The organism is Microbacterium elymi, from assembly GCF_021582895.2.
In the GTDB taxonomy this organism is placed as follows: Bacteria; Actinomycetota; Actinomycetes; order Actinomycetales; family Microbacteriaceae; genus Microbacterium; species Microbacterium humicola.
Genome location: NZ_CP091139.2, coordinates 1869414 through 1887473, shown reverse-complemented (window position 1 = coordinate 1887473; position 18060 = coordinate 1869414). Strand labels below are relative to the sequence as shown.

Here is an 18060-nt window from a genome sequence, read left to right as displayed (position 1 = left end):
CGATGGCGGATCCGGTGGGCGACGAGCGCGAGGTGCGGCTGCGGCGCCGCGCCAGCCTCGAGTTGCTGCGCGCGGAGGCCGCCGACGAGCTCGCCGTGATCGTGCACGAACGCCTGCTGGGCGGCGAGGATCCCTGGGAGTTCATGGACGATCTGCCCACGGTCGACGAGCTCGTCGTGTTCACCCTGCGCGCCGAGAACATCGCCGAGAACGGGGGCGTGCGGCCCAACGCCAGCAGGCATTACCGTGTCCTGCGGCAGATCGCGCTGGACTACCCGGCCCTGACCCCGGCGGTCTGGCGACTGCTCGGTGAGGCCAACACGCACCGGCGATGGGATGCGGTCATCCAGACCGACGCCTCCTGATCCATCCGACGAATCGCGCGGGCAGTTGGCCCCACGACGGCCCGACACGGGCGTACCGTGGGCACCGGCGACCCGCCCGTGAAGACGGGCCGTGACATCGAATCTCATGAGGATGTGTCACAGATGAGCAGCGCGCGCACGGAACCGGAGCCGATCACAGGAGCATTCGAGACCACGGATGCCGGGCTCAAACGCCGACTCTCGTTCACCCAGCTCCTTCTGCTCGGGGTTAGTGCGCAGATCGGGTCCGGCTGGCTGTTCGGCGTGCTCGCTCGAGCGGGGTGGCCGGTCCCGCTGCGATCCTGTCCTGGATCATCGCCTCGGTGCTGGTGTTCCTCATCGCGCTGACGTATCTCGAGCTGGGCGCGATGCTCCCGATCTGGCGCGATCGTGCGGTACACCTACCTCACGCACGGCGCCCTGTCGGGCTGGATCATCGGGTGGGCCTACTGGCTGTCGGTGGTCTCCATCCCGCCGATCGAGGCCGAGGCGACGCTGACGTACATCGGCGGGCGGTTCCCGGAGCTCCATCTTCTGACCAAGGTCGACGGCGTGGACGTGCTGAGCTGGCCCACCGGCATCCTCGCCGGCTTCGTGCTGATGCTGCTCTTCTTCGCCCTGAACTTCTTCGGGGCCCGCTTCCTCGCGGAGTCGAATCGCTGGGTCACGCTGTGGAAGATCGCCCTGCCGACTCTGACGTTCATCTTCCTGTTCTTCATCCTCAAAGGCAGCAACTTCACCAGCTACGGCGGATTCGCACCTCTGGGAGTACCCCCGATCTTCCACGCCATCGCGACCACCGGCATCATCTTCTCGCTGCTCGGCTTCCGCCAGGCGCTGGACTTCGGCGGCGAGGTCAGAAATCCGCAGCGCAACGTGCCCCTCGCCACGATCGGATCCATAGCGATCCCGGCTGTGATCTACACGCTGCTGCAGGTCGCTTTCATCGGCGCGATCAACTGGGCCGATATGGGGCTCGCCCCCGGCTCGTGGGACCAGCTCGTCTCCGGAGGCTGGGCCGATGGACCCTTGTTCCACGCGCTCGACTCGGCGAACATGGCGGCCCTCGCCGCACTCGGCACGTTCCTGCTCATCGACGCGGCGGTCTCGCCGCTGGCGACCGGCTGGGTCTACCTGGGTACCGGAGCCCGCACCGGCTACGGGCTGGGTGTGCACCGCAACATCCCGAAGGCGTTCACCAAGAACAACCGGTTCGGCATCCCGTGGTTGCCGCTGATCGTGTCCACTGTGGTCGGCTGCGTGTTCTTCGTGCCGGCGCCCAGCTGGTATCAACTGGTCGGATTCATCAGCTCGGCGGCGGTACTGACGTACATCATGGGCGGGGCGGGACTGCCGGTGCTGCGACGGACGGCGCCGAACCTGAAGCGGCCGTTCCTGCTCAAGGGCTTTCGCTTCTGGTCGCCGATCTCGTTCCTGGCCGCCGTCCTCATCCTGTACTGGAGCGGATTCTCGACGCTCACGAACGTGATCACCGCGACGTTCATCGGCCTGCCGGTCTTCACCGTCTACTTCGCGTGGAAGCACAAGTGGCTGAACGCCGTCACCAGCATCATCATCAGCGTGGTGTTCTTCGTGCTGTGGATCTGGGTCGCTGCCGCCGGTGGCTGGGTGCTGACCACGAACGGCGAGCAAAGGCCGGGCGGCTGGCCCTTCCCCGTCTACTACATCGCCTTCTGCGTGCTGATCATCGGCTTCTGCACGGCGGTCTGGGTGGCCGGCACCCGCGAGGCGCGACGGCACGTGCAGGCGAACTGGTGGCTGATCTGGCTGCTGCTCGCGTCGCTGCTGGTCGGCTACCTCGGGGAGTACGGACCGATGGAGCATCCGGCTCTCGGATTCCCCTGGGGAATGCTGGTCGAGGTGGCGGTCGGACTCGTCGCGTACGTGTGGGCCATTCGATCGGGGTTCGCCACCGACGAGATCAAAGACATCGTCGCGGTGTCCGCTGCGGAGGACGAGCGACGCCTGGCCGCGGATGCGGAGGCCGACGGCGCGTAGCGAGACGCGTGGAACGACAGAAAGCCCCCGCGGTCCGCCTCGGATTCCGGCGGCGGGTGCGGGGGCTCTCGCAGAGAGGAACTCAGCCCAGGTACGCGGCCAGATCCTGCTCGAGGGCGAACTTCGGCTTGGCGCCGATGATCGAGGTCTTCACCTCACCGCCCTGGAACACCTTCATGGCCGGGATCGACGTGATCTGGTACTTCATGGCCAGATCGGGGTTCTCGTCCACGTTGAGCTTGAGCACCGTGATCTTGTCGGGGTTCTCGGACGCGATCTCGTCGAGCACCGGCGAGACCATGCGACACGGACCGCACCACGCGGCCCAGAAGTCGACGAGTACGGGGCCGGGCGCCTCCAGGACGTCCTGCTCCCAGGTGGCGGATGTGGTCGCCTTGGCGGTCATGTCTCTCCTTCGATGGAAGTCTGTCGGTATGTGAAACGCCGGTGGCGGCGGGTTTGTTCCTCGTGCGCTCTCAGGCGACGCCTGCGTCGACGGTCACCTCGGGCGTCCGCCGATCTCATCGGCGTCGGCCTCGGGAGCGCCGGCCTCACCCAGCGCGGCGAGATAGTGCTCGGCATCCAGTGCCGACACGGTGCCCGAGCCGGCCGCCGTGACCGCCTGCCGGTAGGTGGGGTCGATCACGTCACCGGCCGCGAACACACCGGGGACCGACGTCCTCGACGACCGTCCGTCGACCCAGATCGTGCCCTCGGGCGTCAGATCGAGCTTGTCGTGCACAAGATGCGTGCGCGGGTCGTTGCCGATCGCGACGAACACGCCGGTGACCGGCAGCTCCTGAGTGGAGCCGTCGACCGTGGAGCGCAGCAGCACGCCGGTCACGGCATCCTCACCGAGGATATCGGCGACCTCGCTGTTCCACACGAATTCGATCTTCTCGTTCGCGAATGCGCGCTCCTGCATGATCTTGGAGGCCCGCAGTTCGCTGCGACGGTGGATGACGTAGACCTTCGACGCGAACCGGGTGAGGAACGTGGCCTCCTCCATCGCGGAGTCACCGCCGCCGACGACGGCGATCTCCTGCTCGCGGAAGAAGAATCCATCGCAGGTCGCGCACCAGGACACCCCGTGTCCGGACAGGCGCTGCTCGCCCTCGATGCCGATCTTGCGGTACGCCGATCCGGTCGCGAAGATGAGCGCCTCGGCCTCTTCGACCTTGCCGCTGCCGAGGGTGACGCGCTTGATCGGGCCGGAGACATCCAGTTCCACGACATCGTCGTATGAGATCTCGGCGCCGAACTTCTCGGCCTGCTGCTGAGCTTCGTCATGAGCTCGGGGCCCTGGATGCCCTCCGGGAACCCGGGGAAGTTCTCCACCTCGGTGGTGTTCATCAGCTCGCCGCCGATATCCACCGAACTGGCCACGACGAGCGGGCTGAGGTTGGCCCGCGCCGCGTAGATGGCGGCCGTGAAGCCTGCCGGTCCGGAACCGATGATGATGAGCTGACGCACGGTGTCTCCCTGTCTGCAGACGGTGCAAGACCGCCTGGATGCCTCAACACATCGTAACCGTGCGGCATTCCGCGTCGGCGCCGCACCTTCCGCTGTGTGAAACGTCAGCGACGGACGAAACGCCGCGCCAGCGCGAGGGCGGGGCCGAGCTCGGGTGCGCGGCAGCGCGAGGAAGACGCCGTACACCGCGACGGCGACCAGGCCGATGAGGGCAGCGCCGACGGCGCCGAGCACCCTGCTGGCGGTGGTCCAGCCGTCCACGCCGCCGGTGAGCAGGAACACGCCCCATCCGGCGAGGCCGGCGGGGATCGCCGCGGCGATGAAGCGGCCCAGCGCGGGGATCCACGATCGGGCCCCGAGGTCGCCGATCTTGCGGTGCAGCAGCCACGTCGCCAGGACCAGCTGCACGATCGCCGCCCCGGACTGCGCCAGCGCGAGCCCCGCGGCGATGAACTCGAGCGGGAGGGCGGCGCCGGCCGCCACAGTCGCGCCGATCACGATGGCCGCCTGCACGATCGTGAACAGGAACGGCGTGCGCGTGTCGTTGTACATGTAGAACGTGCGCTGGATGGTGAACTGCACCGCGTTCGGGATCAGCCCCACCAGGAAGCAGACCAGGACGACCGCGGCCGCCGAAGCCTCGCCGGCGGTGGTGGAGAACAGGCGTGAGGCGGGGACGGATGCCGCCGCCAGCGCGAACGTCGAGATGACGATGAACACGCCGAGGGTGCGGATGCTGCGGCCGATGTCGGCGCGCACCTCGTCGTGACGGCCCGCGGCGGCGTGCTCGCTGAGCCGGGTGAAGTAGGGGGTGCCGATGGACAGCACGATCAGCGAGTACGGGATCATGTACAGCAACCAGGCGTTCTGCGTGGCCAGGATGCCGGGGTAGTCCTGGCTCGCCCCGGACAGGACCATCGACTGCACGACTCCGGCGAGCTGGCCGAGCAGGACCATGAGGAAGGTCCAGCCGGCCAGCCGTCCGATCCGGCCGAGGCCGACGCCGCGCCACCGGAAGTCCAGGCGCACGCGCAGGTGCGCACGCGGCCAGAAGGCGGCCAGGATCAGGGCCTGGACGAGGATGCCGGCGGTCGCGGTGCCGCCCAGCAGGGCGACCATTCCCGGCGTCCACTCCAGCGAACTGCCGGTCGGGCCGAACATCAGGATGAACGCCGCGAAGCCGGCGATCGAGACGATGTTGTTGACGATCGGCGCCCAGGTGAACGGGCCGTACACCCGTCGGGCGTTCAGCGATTCGCCGACGAGGGCATAGAGGCCGTAGAACAGGATCTGCGGCAGACACCAGTATGCGAACGCGGTGGCCAGTGCCCGCTGCTCGGTCGGGAATCTCCAGCCGTACAGCTGCACCAGCAGCGGCGCGCAGACCATGGCGATCGCGGTGACGCCCAGCAGCGCCACGGCGCCGAGGGTGAACAGCTTGGAGATGAACGCGGTGCCCCCGTCGGGGTGAGACGCGGCCTGCACGATCTGCGGGACCACGACGGCGGCCAGCAGCCCGGTCGAGATGATCGCGTAGATGTTGTTGGGCAGCTGGTTGGCCAGACCGAACGCGTTGCCGGCCGCGGAGACCTGCCCGCCCACCGCTGCGACCAGGACGATCTGCCGAAGGAAGCCGCTGAGCCGCGAGACGACGGTGCCGGCCCCGATCAGGACGCTCGCGCGCCCGACGCCGCTCACGTGGCCTCCCGGTCATCGTGGGTGTGCTTGTCATCCGACGTGTTCTCGGCGGCGGCCTCGGGGGCGGCGCGCCGGCGGCGGGCGATGACGGTGCGGATCAGGCCCAGCACGAGGAACCCGCCGATCGCGATGCCCAGGGCGGTCAGGCCGATGGCCTCCCAGTCGGCATGCACATTGACCGTGACGCTCTGTGAGGACCCGATGCTCACGCCGGTCGGACTGTACAGCTGCAGATCGAGGGTCACCTCGCCGTTGCCGATCTTCGCGCGGACCGGCACGGTGACGCGGGTGGTGCTGCTGGCGTGCGCGACCACCGAGGTCGTGTTCTGGACTTCCAGGCGCAGGTCGTCCGGGCGGGTGATCAGGGTGAGATCGACCGGCCACGGCAGGTCGTTGCGGACGCCGAATCCCAGGTTGGCGACGGTCCCGGCCAGGTTGATGTTGCTGCTCGGGGCGATCGAGACCGCGGCCAGCGTGGTGCGGGTCGCCTCGCGGTGCGCCGCGATGGCGGCATCCCACCCCTCGGCATCCTCGATCCAGCCGCCGCCCAGCAACTGCAGGATCGAGGCACGCTCCGGCCCGGTCAGCAGCGCGGGGTCGGTCAGGATCGAGGCGAACGACCCGAGCGTCCGCTCGCCCTCGGTGAGCTGCGAGAGCGCGGTCACCCGCTCGGGGTGGGGCGCGGCATCCGCGATCGTCACCGGCCGCGCGGGCGCGGCGGTGAGGTCGGACAGCGACGCGCTGCGGGTGCTGGGCGCGCGGCCGACGGCCTCGACGGCAGCGGACAGTCCGAGGCCCGATCGAGCACCGACCGGTCGATGACGACGAGCACCGGCGTGGTGGGCGACGTGTCGGCGGCGAGCTCGAGGTAGCCGGTCGCCGCGGCCAGCGACGTGCCGCGCACGGCCGGGTCTTCTTCGGTGGATGCCGTGCGCAGCGCGTCCGATGCGGCCGAGTCATAGACCAGCAGGTCGGCGTCCCCGGCGGTGGCGTGCGCAGGAATGGCGTCGGATGCCGTCGCGCCAGAGGTCGTGTCGGAGGGCACGAGGGTCAGCGCCCGCGTGGCGTCGGTGGACAGCGCGCCGAGCGCGGCGACATCCTTCGGTCCGGCCGTCCCGGAGAAGGGCCAGGTGACGGCGTCGCGCGTGTTCCCGCCTAAGTATTGCAGCGCCTCGAGCGTCGGATACACCGGCTCGTTCGGGCCCGTCGTCGCGGTCGGGGAAGGGGTCGGCGACGCGGTGTCCACGGACGCGGGTCCGGCGCTGGCGCCGGTGTCGGCGTTCGCACCGGAGTCGGCGTCGGGGAGAAAGTTGGCCGGCTCCATGTAGGACTGCAGGGATGTCGGGGCCAGCAGGGTGCTGCGGCCGTCGGCGGTCTGCACCGTGACATCCGCGTCGCCGAACTGCAGCGCGAACCGCTCGTTCGGGAGGGCGTCGAGGCGGTCGAGCCAGTCGCGCGCCGAGTCGGGCGCCGACGTGCCGAGGACCCGGATCGCGGCGGGGATCGCGGGATCGATCGCGAGGATCGCCGAGGTGCCGGCGACGGAGTTCAGCTCGGTGGACAGCGCGCCGTCCAGCGCGGTGAGCGCGGCCAGTTCGTCGGAGGTCAGCAGTCCCGCGCTGAGCGGACCCGCCGTGATGGGCACGACCAGCCCGACCGGGGTGCGCTGCTTCGCACCCTCGTCCGGCACGACCACCACGCTGGTCGGGGTGCGCGCCTTCGACGCCCCGGCGATGGTCGCCGCCAGCGGGTAGACCCCGGGCTTCAGGCCCGTGAGGGCCTTGTCGTCGGCCGGCACTGTGATCAGGGTGCGGCCGACCGTGCCGGAGTCGATCGGGTCGATCGTGCCGGTGCCGATCGCCGTCATCCTGCCGGGCGCGGTGCCGTCGGTCAGCCAGGCGGTGAGCGCGGCGCGGGTCGTGATCGGCGCGGTGCCGAGCCGGAGGGTCACATCGGAGGCGGCCACGGAGTAGCCGGTGCCGTTGCGCAAGCGCCGCCCAGGTCGACAGCGGGCGATCGGTGCGCAGAATGCCGCCCGCGGTGGGCGAGACGAACGCCTCGAGCTCGCCCGAGAGGGTGGGGCTCGGAGCGGGTGTGGAGGTGTCGTCCGCGGCCTGCGCCGGGCCGGCCGCGAGGGCACCCAGCAGGGCGGCCGTCGCCGCGAGGGCGGCGCCGAGCCGGCGCCGGGCGGTGCCGGCTCGGCGCGGTGGCCGGGCGGCGCGCGGCGTGCCGGCGACGCGTGCGTGACGACGGCCGGAGCGAACGTCCTCTCGTGCGGTCGGGTCACCGCTGGCGCGCGGGTCGACGCGAGGCGGGGGCGGCTCGGTCTGGGACGCGCGCGTGACGGGATCAGGACGGGTCACGGACATGGTGGTTGGCGTGCGCACGCCGCGCGGCATGCGAACAGGTGCGATTCTACGGGGGACGGGCTCTGCGCTTCCCGAGCGCGCGCCGGAGCACGGGCGCGGTTGAATGGAAGGATGCCGCAGCCTGAACCCGATTCCGACCCGACCCGAGAGCCCGCTCGCGCGTCCGGAGGCGGGCCCGCTCGCGCGTCCGGAGGCGAGCCCAGCCCCGAGCTCTGCCGGGCGCTCGCGGCCGATCTGGACGACGCCGGGTATCGCACCGACCGGCTGCGCACGGCCTGGGGGACGGATGTCGACGGGTTGCTCGGCCGCGGGCCCGCGCTGCCGGCGCGCCGGCGCCTGGTGGCCGACCCCCGTCCGCTCGCATCGATCGCCCTGCTGTTCGGCCTCGGGGACGAGATCGGCGCGGACGCGGCATCCGCCGCCTTCCCCCGCACCGGGATCGACGGGCTCGTCGCGCTCGGGCTCGCGGCGCGGGACGGCGATCTCGTCCGCGCCCGCGCCCTGGTGCGTCCGCAGGGGTTCGCGGACGCGACCGGCGACGACGAATGGTGGATCGCCAGCGACCTCGACGAGGTTGCGATCGGCGGGCCGCTGCCGAGGACCACGTGCTCGGGGTGGGCGGCGCGTCGCTGACGCTCGCCGGCATCCAGCTGCCCGGACCGGTGGATCGGGCGCTGGACGTCGGGACGGGGTGCGGCATCCAGGCGCTGCGGGCACGGCGGGCTGCGGCATCCGTCGTCGCCACCGACGTCTCCGAGCGGGCCCTGCGGTACACCCGGCTCAACGCGCTGCTGAACGGGGTGACGGGCATCCAGACCCGATCGGGTGACCTGTTCGCGCCGGTCGCCGGCGAGCGATTCGACCGGGTCGTGTCGAACCCGCCGTTCGTGATCACCCCCCGCGCGTCGGGCGTGCCCGCCTACGAGTACCGGGACGGCGGGCGCGTCGGCGACGACCTGGTCGCCGAGTTCATCGCCGGCGTCCCGGCGGTGCTCGCGCCCGGCGGGACCGCGCAGCTGCCTCGCGAACTGGGAGAGCCGCGACGGCCGGACCGGGCTGGAGCGCGTCCGGGCCTGGGTGGAGGCCGCACCCGAGCCGCTGGACGCGTGGGTCATCGAGCGCGAGCTGCTGGACCCGGTCGCCTACGCCGAGCTGTGGATCAGGGATGCCGGGACACTGCCGGGCACGGCGGCGCACGACGCCCTGCTCGGCGCCTGGCTCGACGACTTCGCGGCGCGCGGCGTCCAGGCGATCGGATTCGGCTACGTCCTGCTGCGCCGGCCGTTCGGGCACGGGCCGACGCTGGCACGGTACGAGCGGGCGACCCAGCCGGTCGCCGAGAGCGGCCTCGGCCTGCACCTCGGTCAGGCACTGGTCAGGCACGACCGGCTGGCGCTGCTCGATGACGCCGAATTGACGGCATCCGTCCTGACGGTCGCCGCGGACGTCACCGAGGCACGGCACCATCTGCCCGGAGCCGAGGCGCCGAGCGTGATCGAGCTGCGCCAGGGCGGCGGACTCGGCCGGACGATCGAGGTCGACCCGGCACTGGCCGCACTCGTCGGCGCGTGCGACGGCGACCTGGCCGTCGGCCCGCTGATCGGCGCCATCGCCCAGCTGCTCGAGGTGGACGAGTCGGCGCTGTGCGCGGACCTGCTGCCGCGGGTGCGCGAGCTGACATTCTGCGGATTCCTCGACTTCGCGGCGGATTCGCCCACAGATGATGGCGTCGCCCACCCCGGTTAGGCTGGAACCCATGCTCAAGATGGCCGACTCCGTGGCGCGCCTGGACGCGCTGGCCGCATCGGACCCGGTCGATCGCCTGGCGCGCGCCTTCGCCGCCGCGGGCCGGGAGCTCGCCCTCGTCGGCGGACCCGTGCGCGACGCCCTGCTCGGCCGCGACACCCACGACCTCGACTTCACCACCGACGCGCAGCCGGACGAGATCCTGCGGATCGTCACGCCGATCTCCACAGCGCGCTGGGATATCGGGCGCGAGTTCGGCACGATCGGCGCGCGCGTGTCGGGCGAGCAGGTCGAGATCACCACCTACCGCGCCGACAGCTATGACGGCACGACCCGCAAGCCGGTGGTCGCGTTCGGCGATCGCCTGGAGGGCGACCTGGTGCGCCGCGACTTCACCGTGAACGCGATGGCGCTCGAGCTTGCCCGGCAAGCGGCTCGTCGACCCGACGGGCGGGGTCGACGACCTGATGCGCGAGGTCCTGCGCACCCCGATCGATCCGCGGATCAGCTTCGGCGACGACCCGCTGCGGATGCTGCGGGCCGCCCGCTTCGCCTCGCAAGCTCGAGTTCACCGTCGACCCGGACACGGTCGCGGCCATCGAAGAGCTTGCGCGAGACGATCCAGATCGTGTCGGCCGAGCGCATTCAGGGCGAGCGCTGCGACTGCTGGCCACCGGCGACCCGGGCCGCGGCATCCGTCTGCTCGTGGAGACCGGGCTGATGGCGCAGTTCCTGCCGGAGGTGCCGGCGCTGCGGCTCGAGGTGGACGAGCATCACCACCACAAGGACGTCTACGAGCACTCGCTGACCGTGCTGCGGCAGGCGATCGAGCTCGAGCAGCAGCGGCATCCGGGCCAGGCGCCCGACCTGCCGCTGCGGCTGGCGGCGCTTCTGCACGACATCGGCAAGCCCTCCACCCGCAAGCTCGAGCCGGGTGGGGCGGTCACGTTCCACCACCACGACATCCGCGGCTCCCGGCTGGCGCGCAAGCGGCTGCGCGAGCTGCGGTTCGACTCGGCGACCATCGACACCGTCACCAAGCTCATCGAGCTGCACCTGCGGTTCTTCGGCTATGCCGAGGGCGCATGGACGGATGCCGCGGTGCGCCGGTACGTGCGCGACGCCGGGGACGAGCTCGAGCGGCTGCACATCCTGACCCGTGCCGATGTGACCACGCGCAACAAGCGCAAGGCGCGCATGCTCGCATCGGCATACGACGACATCGAGCAGCGCATCGACGAGCTCGCCGCGCAGGAGGAGATGAACGCCATCCGCCCCGAGCTGGACGGCAACCAGATCCAGGAGATCCTGGACATCCCGCCCGGACGCGAGGTGGGCGAGGCATACCGCTTCCTGCTCGACCTGCGTCTGGATGAGGGGATGCTGGGCCCGGACGAGGCCGAGCGGCGCCTGCGCGCGTGGTGGGCCGCGCGCGGCTGACGGCTGAGCCGGGCTAGAGCCAGCCGTTCCCCTCGGCGATGCGGGCCGCGTCGGCACGATTGCGTCCGCCGGTCTTGCCGATCGCGCTGGACAGGTGGTTGCGCACCGTTCCCTCGGACAGATGCAGGATGCGGGCGATGTCGGCGATCGAGCCGCCCGCCCGCGCGGCCTCGAGCACGTCGGTCTCGCGCTCGGTCAGCGGAGAGTCCCCCTGGGCGAGCGACTCCGCCGCCAGCACCGGGTCGACCACACGCAGCCCCTGAGCCACACGGCGCACCGCGTCGGCCAGCTGGGCCGCCGGGGTGTCCTTGACGACGAAGCCGGAGGCCCCGGCCTGCATCGCGCGCTTCAGGTATCCGGGCCGCCCGAACGTCGTGACGATGAGGACGCGGCATCCCGGCATCACCGCCCGCAGTTGCGTGGCGGCGGCGATGCCGTCGATGCCGGGCATCTCGATGTCGAGCAGCGCGACATCGGGGTGGGATGTCTGCGCCGCCGCGACGACCTCGTCGCCACGTCCGACCTCGGCGACCACGTCGATGTCGGTCTCCAGAGCCAGCAGCGCCGACAGCGCCCCGCGCACCAGCGCCTGGTCGTCGGCGATGAGCAGACGGATCACAGCATCACCTTCAGGCTGAAGCCGCCCAGGTCGCTGCGGCCGATCGACATTCTTCCACCGGCGGCCTCGACGCGCTCGCGCAAGCCCGGACAGTCCGGTCGACGACGCGGCGGATGCCACGGGCCCGACGCCGTCGTCGGCGATCTCGATCTCGCGTTCGCCGATCCGCACCTCGCACCGTCCCGCTCGGGAGTGGCGGACGACGTTCGTCACCCCCTCGCGGATCACCCACGCCGCAAGCTCCCGTCGCGCGGCGGGCACGGCATCCGTGGCCCGCGGAAGCTCCGCGGCGATCCCGGCCGCGTGCAGGGCGACCCGTGCCGCGGCCAGCTCGCCGCTGAGGGTCACGCCTCGCGAGCCGGCGACGGTCGCCCGCACATCGGCGAGCGCCCCGCGGGCGAGCGCTTCGATCTCGGTGACCTCGGCTTTGGCGCGGGCCGGGTCGGCCTCGATGAGACGGGATGCCAGCTCGGACTTCACGGTGATCACGGTCAGCGAGTGCCCGAGGATGTCGTGGATGTCGCGCGCCATCCGGCCGCGCTCACGTTCCGCCGCCATCGCCTCGAGCTGATCCTGGGTCGCGCGCAGCTGATTCATCGCCGCGAGGGTGCGGGCGAACGAGGTCATCATGAGCGAGATCGAGAAGGTGATCGCCGGGACCCAGAAGTCGTCTTCGGCCCACCCGTCCAGCAGGAAGCCGAACCAGCCCGCCAGCAGCGTCAGCCCGGTGATCGCCGTCAGGGTGAGCGGCCACGAGACCACCATCATGCCGAGGGCCACCCCGACGTAGGTCCACAGACCGCGCACACCCCAGGACAGCCACGGGAACATCGTGAACGAGAGGGCGAACAGCCCGACAGTCAGCAGCAGTCGGGTACGGGTGCCCGCACCCCACCCCAGGGGGACGACCACGAGGAAGCCCACGGCGTACGCGACGAGCGCGGCGATGCCCAGGACGGCCGAGGTCGTCGTCGCCGCCTCGGCCACGATCTCCTGCCCGGCGCTGATCAGCCAGAGCAGGGCGACGGTTGCGCCGAAGTACCAGCTGACCGCGCCGCGGGAGCAGAGCCGCTGCGGCAGCGGGGTGACCGAGCGGGGACCGAGCGCTGCCGCGCGCACGGGCCAGGGCGGTCCGCTGAAGGGATCCGGCCGCAGCGCGGGGGCAGGGCGCGTCCTCGTGCATGAACTTCACCTTAGATCGTGGGCCGCGGTGCGCCGCGTGCGCCGAGGTTGTCCTCGGTCGCGCGAGGTTGTCCTCGGTTCCGCGAGGTTGTTCTCGGTGTCTCGAGATTGTGCTTGGTCGCGCGAGGTTGTGCTTGGTTCCGCGAGGTTGTGCTTGGTTCCGCGAGGTTGTCCTTGGTTCCGCGAGGTTGTTCTCGGTGTCTCGAGATTGTGCCCCCGTCCCCGGGACAATCTCGGCGGACGGAGGACAATCTCGGCGGACGGAGGACAATCTCGGCGGACGGAGGACAATCTCGGAGGGGAGGGGCGGGGCGGGGGCGGGCTAGACGCGCTTGGTGTCGCGACGGAACAGCAGCGCGGTGCCCACGATGAACAGGCCCAGCCACAGCAGGACGTTCAGCAGAGCGCCGAGGTCGAATCCCTCGCCGGTCAGGGGAGCGCGGCTGAGCTCTCCGATGCCGAACACGGGTGTCCAGGCCGCGACATCCTGCAGCACCGGCGGCATCATGCTCACCGGGTAGAACAGGCCGCCGATGAACGCGAGGAACACGATCACCAGGCTCGTCAGCTGCATGGCGTTCTCGCCGGGCACCAGGTAGCCCATCATCAGTCCCAGGGTCGTGAACACCGCCGACCCGAGCAGCCAGGCGACCAGCGCCGACACAATCCACTGCGACCCGCTCATGTGCACGCCGGTGAAGGCGCCGGCCAGGTAGGTCGCCACGATCGCGACCAGGCCGAACACCATGCCGCCGACCACCTTCGTGGCCACCGCCGCGACCGGCGACAGCGGGGTGAGTCGCAGCTGGCGACTCCACCCGAGCGAGCGCTCCACCGCGACGGCGGCGCCGGATGCCGTGGCCGACATCATCGCCCCGTACACGGCCATCGACACCATGAGGTAGGCCGCGACCGACAGCCCGCCCTGATCGATGGGGTGTCCGTCGATCAGCGGGGTGTTGCGCTGCGGGTAGCCGACCATGAAGTACATGGCGACCGGGAAGATCACGGTGAACACGAGCGTGCGGTAGTTGCGGAAGCGGCGCTTGAGCTCGAGCCCCAGGAAGCGCAGGTTGAACCCGCCGAGCGGCGGAACCTTCCGCTCCAGGCTGACCCGGCCCTGCGGGGTGGCGGTGACGGTCATCGCTGGTCTCCTTCGATGGATGCTGTGGACACGGTGGATGCGGCGGAAGCGCCCGCCCCATCCGAGGTGAGCGCGAGGAACACGCTCTCCAGGTTCTGCGACGAGATCTCCAGGTCGCGGGCCTCGGTGGTGGTGAGCAGGTGGCGGGCCAGGGCGTCCGAGTCGGACGTGCCGATGACCACGCGCTCACCCTGCACCTCGACATCCTTGACCCCGGGGACGGCCGCGAGGGCCACCGGGTCGGCGCCGGGCAGGGTCGCACGGACGATCCGGCCGGACACGAGGTTCTTGATCTGCGCGGCCTGCCCGTCGGCGACGATCCGGCCGTGGCTCATCAGGACGATGCGGTCGGCGTAGGCATCCGCCTCTTCCAGGTAGTGCGTCGCGAACAGGACCGTCCGGCCCCGACCAGCGTCGGCGCGGATGGCCTGCCAGAACGCGCGACGGCCCTCGACATCCATGCCGGTGGTCGGCTCGTCCAGGATCAGGACGCCCGGGTCGCTCAGCAGCGCCATCGCGAACCGCAACCGCTCGCTCCTGCCCGCCCGAGCACTTGCCGACCATCCGGTCGCCGATGTCGCGGATGCCGGCCCGATCGAGCACCTCGTCCACCGGCCGGGTGTCCGAGAACAGGCTCGCGGTCAGCTCGACCGTCTCGCGGACGGTGAGGTCCTTGAGCAGCCCGCCGGTCTGCAGCACCGCCGACACGTAGCCGCGCGAGATGGCGCCGCGCGGCGAGGTGCCGAAGACGCTGATCTGGCCGGTGTCGGGCTGGCTCAGGCCCAGGATCAGGTCGATCGTCGTGGTCTTGCCGGCCCCGTTCGGTCCGAGGAAGGCGACGACCTCGCCCGCCTCGACGTGGAGGTCCACCCCGTCCACGGCGCGCACGCGCCCGAAGCTCTTGGTCAGTCCGGTCGCCGCGATCGCCGGCGGAAGGGCGGCGGATGCGGCATCCGTCCCGATGCGTTCTGTCAGTGCTGTCGATTCCATGTCTCCATGCTCGGATGCCGCGCCCCGATGCCCCGCACACTCCCGTCACGTTCCGCCCATGACATTCGTCACGAGATCGTGTCTGCCGCACCAGACACGAAGAGACCAGATCGTCACCTGGCGACGGTTCGGGTGTACATAGACTTCAGGGGCCGGCAACGCCCGATGTGCCGGAGCAGTCCCCTCAGTGAAGAGGAAAGGCAAGAAATGCGAAGGATGCTCGTTCTGCCGGTGGCGCTCGCCGCGGCAGCGCCTTGCTGACCGGTTGTGTCAACAACCAGGCCGCAGAGAACCCCGGGTCCAGCGGCGGTGGCGAATCGGCCTCGAACCCGTACGGCGTCACGAAGGACGACGCGCTGGCCAAGCTCCTGCCCAGCAAGATCGCCGACGCCGGCTCCCTGCAGATCGGCACCGACCCGACGTACGCCCCCAATGAGTCCAAGGACGACACCGGCAAGATCGTCGGCTGGGACATCGACCTGGGTGATGCCCTGGCGGCCAAGCTGGGGGTTTCGACGGTGTACGTCGAGTCGAAGTTCGACAACATCATCCCGTCGATCACCGGCGGTCGATACGACATGGGCATCTCGTCGTTCACAGACACCCTCGACCGCGAGAAGCAGGTCGACTTCGTCAACTACTACAACGCCGGCATCATGTGGGCGTCGAAGAAGGGCGAGACGGTCGACCCGAACAACGCGTGCGGGCTGAAGGTCGCCGTGCAGGCCGGGACCACCGAGGATCTCGACGAGCTGCCGGCCAAGTCGAAGGCGTGCACGGATGCCGGCAAGAAGGCGATCGAGGTGTTCAAATTCGACGGGCAGGATCAGGTGACCAACGCCCTCGTGCTCGGTCAGGTGCAGGCGATGAGCGCGGACTCGCCGATCACGGAGCACGCGATCCATCAGCAGTCCGACAAGATCCAGGCCGCCGGGACCACGTTCGAGGTCGCGCCCTACGGCTTCGCACTGCCCAAGGGCGGCGAGATGACCCAGGTCATCCAGAAGACGCTGCAGGCGCTGATCGACGACGGCACGTACAAGAAGATCCTCGACAAGTGGGGCGTGGCCTCGGGTGCGGTCACCGAGGCCGCCGTCAACGCCGCCTCGAAGCAGTAGCCGATGAGCGAGAGCGAACGCCCCGGCCCGGCGGGCGGTGAGCCCGCCGAGCCGGGGGCCCGACCCCCGAGCACCGCGAACATCCCGGTGGAGCGGGCCGAGACGATCCGTGCCGTGCCGCAGAAGCACCCCTGGCGGATGACGATCGCCGTCGTCCTCGTCCTCATCGTGCTCCTGTTCATCCTCGACGCCGCCCAGCGCGAGACGTTCCAGTGGGACATCGTCGGCAAGTACCTGTTCGACGCGCGGGTCACGCAGGGCGCCATGGTCACGCTCGCTCTGACCGTGACGGCGATGATCATCGGCATCCTGCTGGGTCTGCTGCTGGCGGTGATGCGGCTGAGCCCGAATCCCGTCGTGAAGTGGATCGCGTGGGCGTACCTGTGGGTGTTCCGCGGGACACCGGTGTACGTCCAACTGGTGTTCTGGGGGCTGATCACCCTCATCTACAAGACGATCAACGTCGGCATCCCCTTCGTGCACACCTGGGCGGTCATCCAGGTCGAATGGGTGCCGCCGCTGTTCCTGGTCGCGATGGTGGGCCTCGCGCTGAACGAGTCGGCGTACATGGCCGAGATCGTGCGGGCCGGGCTTCTGTCGGTGAACCCCGGTCAGGAAGAGGCGGCGACGGCGCTCGGGATGCCGTGGGGCAGGACGATGCGCCGCATCGTGATCCCGCAGGCGATGCGGGTGATCATCCCGCCGACCGGCAACGAGGTGATCTCGATGCTGAAGACCACCTCGCTGGTGGTGGCCGTGCCGTTCTCGCTCGACCTGTTCGGCCGCACCAGCGACATCTCGGCGCGGCTGTTCGCCCCGATCCCGCTGCTGATCGTGGCGTCGCTGTGGTACCTGTTCTTCACGTCGGTGCTCATGGTCGGCCAGTACTTCGTCGAGAAGCGGTTCGCCCGCGGAACCGACCGGAACCGGCCGGCGATCGCGCTGGAGGGCCCCGCCGTCGAAGCGGTGGGCATCGAGATCGGAGGCAAGGGATGACCCCGTCCGACGCCGCGACGGCGACCCCGCCGACGACCCCGCCGCTGACCCCGCCGATGGTCGAGGCCGTCATGGTCTCCAAGAGCTTCGGCTCGCACGAAGTCCTCAAATCCATCGACCTGCGCGTCGAGCGCGGTCACGTGACCTGTGTGATCGGGCCCTCGGGTTCGGGCAAGTCGACGTTCCTGCGGTGCATCAACCACCTCGAGGTGGTCAATGCCGGCCGCCTCTACGTCGACGGCGACCTGGTCGGGTACCGCGAGAAGGGCGACAAGCTCTACGAGCTCAAGCCGAGCGAAGCCGCCCGGCAGCGTCGCGACATCGGCATGGTGTTCCAGCACTTCAATCTCTTCCCGCACATGACGGCGCTGGAGAACGTGATGGAGGCGCCGATGCAGGTCAAGGGCGTGTCCCGGAAGGATGCCGCGGCCCGCGGCCGCGACCTGCTGGCGCGGGTGGGGCTCAGCCAGCAGGTGGGGCACTACCCGGCGCAAGCTGTCCGGCGGGCAAGGCAGCGGGTGGCGATCGCGCGTGCGCTGGCGATGGATCCGAAGCTGATGCTGTTCGACGAGCCGACCAGTGCGCTGGACCCGGAACTGGTCGGCGAGGTGCTCGATGTGATGCGCGAGCTCGCCGCGACCGGGATGACGATGGTCGTGGTCACGCACGAGATGGGCTTCGCGCGCGAGGTGGGCGACCAGCTCGTGTTCATGGACGGCGGCGTCGTGGTCGAGGCGGGCGATCCGCACCAGGTGCTGGCCGATCCGCAGCATGAGCGGACGAAGGCGTTCCTCTCCAAGGTGCTCTGACCCCGGCATCCCCCGCCCGCTGAAGTGCCCCCGCGTCGCCCTCTCTCTTCGCCGAAATCGTACGATCTGGCCGAAACCACATCAAACCGGGC

At 70.2% G+C, this 18060-nt stretch carries 10 protein-coding genes and 6 pseudogenes; 7 read left to right on the top strand and 9 right to left on the bottom strand.

The features are described from left to right. Positions 1-2 precede the first annotated feature (2 nt). The gene (locus tag L2X98_RS10295; RefSeq protein WP_259610848.1) at positions 3-365 is read left to right on the top strand and encodes a tryptophan synthase subunit alpha; all 363 of its coding nucleotides are present in this window, start codon (positions 3-5) and stop codon (positions 363-365) included. Between the two features lie 351 nt (positions 366-716). After that, positions 717-2384: an APC family permease gene (locus L2X98_RS10290; protein ID WP_259613280.1), complete on the top strand. Its 1668-nt coding sequence runs from the start codon at positions 717-719 to the stop codon at positions 2382-2384. Positions 2385-2466: 82 nt separating this feature from the next. Here the strand turns inward: L2X98_RS10290 and trxA are convergent, their stop codons facing one another. The 5 genes and pseudogenes from trxA to L2X98_RS10265 all read right to left on the bottom strand — a co-directional run bounded on the left by trxA (position 2467) and on the right by L2X98_RS10265 (position 7545). After that, on the bottom strand, positions 2467-2790 hold the full coding sequence (trxA, locus tag L2X98_RS10285; protein ID WP_259610847.1) for a thioredoxin: 324 nt from the start codon (positions 2788-2790) through the stop codon (positions 2467-2469). A gap of 93 nt (positions 2791-2883) precedes the next feature. Then, positions 2884-3857 (bottom strand): annotated as a pseudogene (trxB, locus tag L2X98_RS10280) (thioredoxin-disulfide reductase). A gap of 216 nt (positions 3858-4073) precedes the next feature. Beyond that, a pseudogene (murJ, locus tag L2X98_RS10275) lies at positions 4074-5555 on the bottom strand (murein biosynthesis integral membrane protein MurJ); the annotation flags it as partial. Further along, positions 5552-6289: a DUF6049 family protein gene (locus L2X98_RS10270; protein ID WP_259613279.1), complete on the bottom strand. Its 738-nt coding sequence runs from the start codon at positions 6287-6289 to the stop codon at positions 5552-5554. The pseudogene murJ and the gene L2X98_RS10270, both read right to left, overlap by 4 nt. Next, positions 6253-7545, bottom strand: a complete 1293-nt coding sequence (locus L2X98_RS10265; RefSeq protein WP_259610846.1) for a DUF6049 family protein — start codon at positions 7543-7545, stop codon at positions 6253-6255. The genes L2X98_RS10270 and L2X98_RS10265 overlap by 37 nt, the downstream gene beginning before the upstream one ends. Positions 7546-8158: 613 nt before the next feature. Between L2X98_RS10265 and L2X98_RS10260 the strand changes: the two are divergent. Together L2X98_RS10260 and L2X98_RS10255 are read left to right on the top strand one after the other, a co-directional pair. Further along, positions 8159-9670 (top strand): annotated as a pseudogene (locus L2X98_RS10260) (DUF7059 domain-containing protein). Between the two features lie 10 nt (positions 9671-9680). Continuing rightward, positions 9681-11110, top strand: a pseudogene (locus L2X98_RS10255) (CCA tRNA nucleotidyltransferase). Positions 11111-11123: 13 nt separating this feature from the next. On the opposite strand, the gene L2X98_RS10250 reads toward L2X98_RS10255, so the two are convergent. From L2X98_RS10250 to L2X98_RS10235, 4 genes and pseudogenes are all read right to left on the bottom strand, one after another. Further along, a complete protein-coding gene (locus L2X98_RS10250; RefSeq protein ID WP_259613278.1) occupies positions 11124-11729 on the bottom strand; it encodes a response regulator transcription factor in 606 nt (201 codons plus the stop codon). A 411-nt stretch (positions 11730-12140) separates the two neighbouring features. After that, a pseudogene (locus L2X98_RS10245) lies at positions 12141-12260 on the bottom strand (histidine kinase dimerization/phosphoacceptor domain-containing protein); the annotation flags it as partial. 973 nt (positions 12261-13233) lie between these two features. After that, positions 13234-14055: an ABC transporter permease gene (locus L2X98_RS10240; protein WP_259610845.1), complete on the bottom strand. Its 822-nt coding sequence runs from the start codon at positions 14053-14055 to the stop codon at positions 13234-13236. Continuing rightward, a pseudogene (locus L2X98_RS10235) lies at positions 14052-15045 on the bottom strand (ABC transporter ATP-binding protein). Before L2X98_RS10235 ends, L2X98_RS10240 begins: the two are co-directional and overlap by 4 nt. A 254-nt stretch (positions 15046-15299) precedes the next feature. Between L2X98_RS10235 and L2X98_RS10230 the strand changes: the two are divergent. The 3 genes from L2X98_RS10230 to L2X98_RS10220 are packed head-to-tail and all read left to right on the top strand — an operon-like array spanning position 15300 to position 17968. Then, positions 15300-16163, top strand: a complete 864-nt coding sequence (locus L2X98_RS10230) for an ABC transporter substrate-binding protein (RefSeq protein ID WP_259610844.1) — start codon at positions 15300-15302, stop codon at positions 16161-16163. Between the two features lie 3 nt (positions 16164-16166). After that, positions 16167-17159: an amino acid ABC transporter permease gene (locus L2X98_RS10225; RefSeq protein WP_435526185.1), complete on the top strand. Its 993-nt coding sequence runs from the start codon at positions 16167-16169 to the stop codon at positions 17157-17159. A 56-nt stretch (positions 17160-17215) separates the two neighbouring features. Then, entirely contained in the window at positions 17216-17968 is a 753-nt protein-coding gene (locus L2X98_RS10220) for an amino acid ABC transporter ATP-binding protein (RefSeq protein WP_259613276.1), read from the top strand. Positions 17969-18060: the final 92 nt, after the last annotated feature.

Coding starts and splice junctions, on each gene's coding strand:
- L2X98_RS10295 (WP_259610848.1), top strand. CDS start 3: ATGGCGGATCCGGTGGGCGACGAGCGCGAGGTGCGGCTGCGGCGCCGC.
- trxA (WP_259610847.1), bottom strand. CDS start 2,790: ATGACCGCCAAGGCGACCACATCCGCCACCTGGGAGCAGGACGTCCTG.
- L2X98_RS10240 (WP_259610845.1), bottom strand. CDS start 14,055: ATGACCGTCACCGCCACCCCGCAGGGCCGGGTCAGCCTGGAGCGGAAG.
- L2X98_RS10225 (WP_435526185.1), top strand. CDS start 16,167: ATGAGCGAGAGCGAACGCCCCGGCCCGGCGGGCGGTGAGCCCGCCGAG.
- L2X98_RS10220 (WP_259613276.1), top strand. CDS start 17,216: ATGGTCGAGGCCGTCATGGTCTCCAAGAGCTTCGGCTCGCACGAAGTC.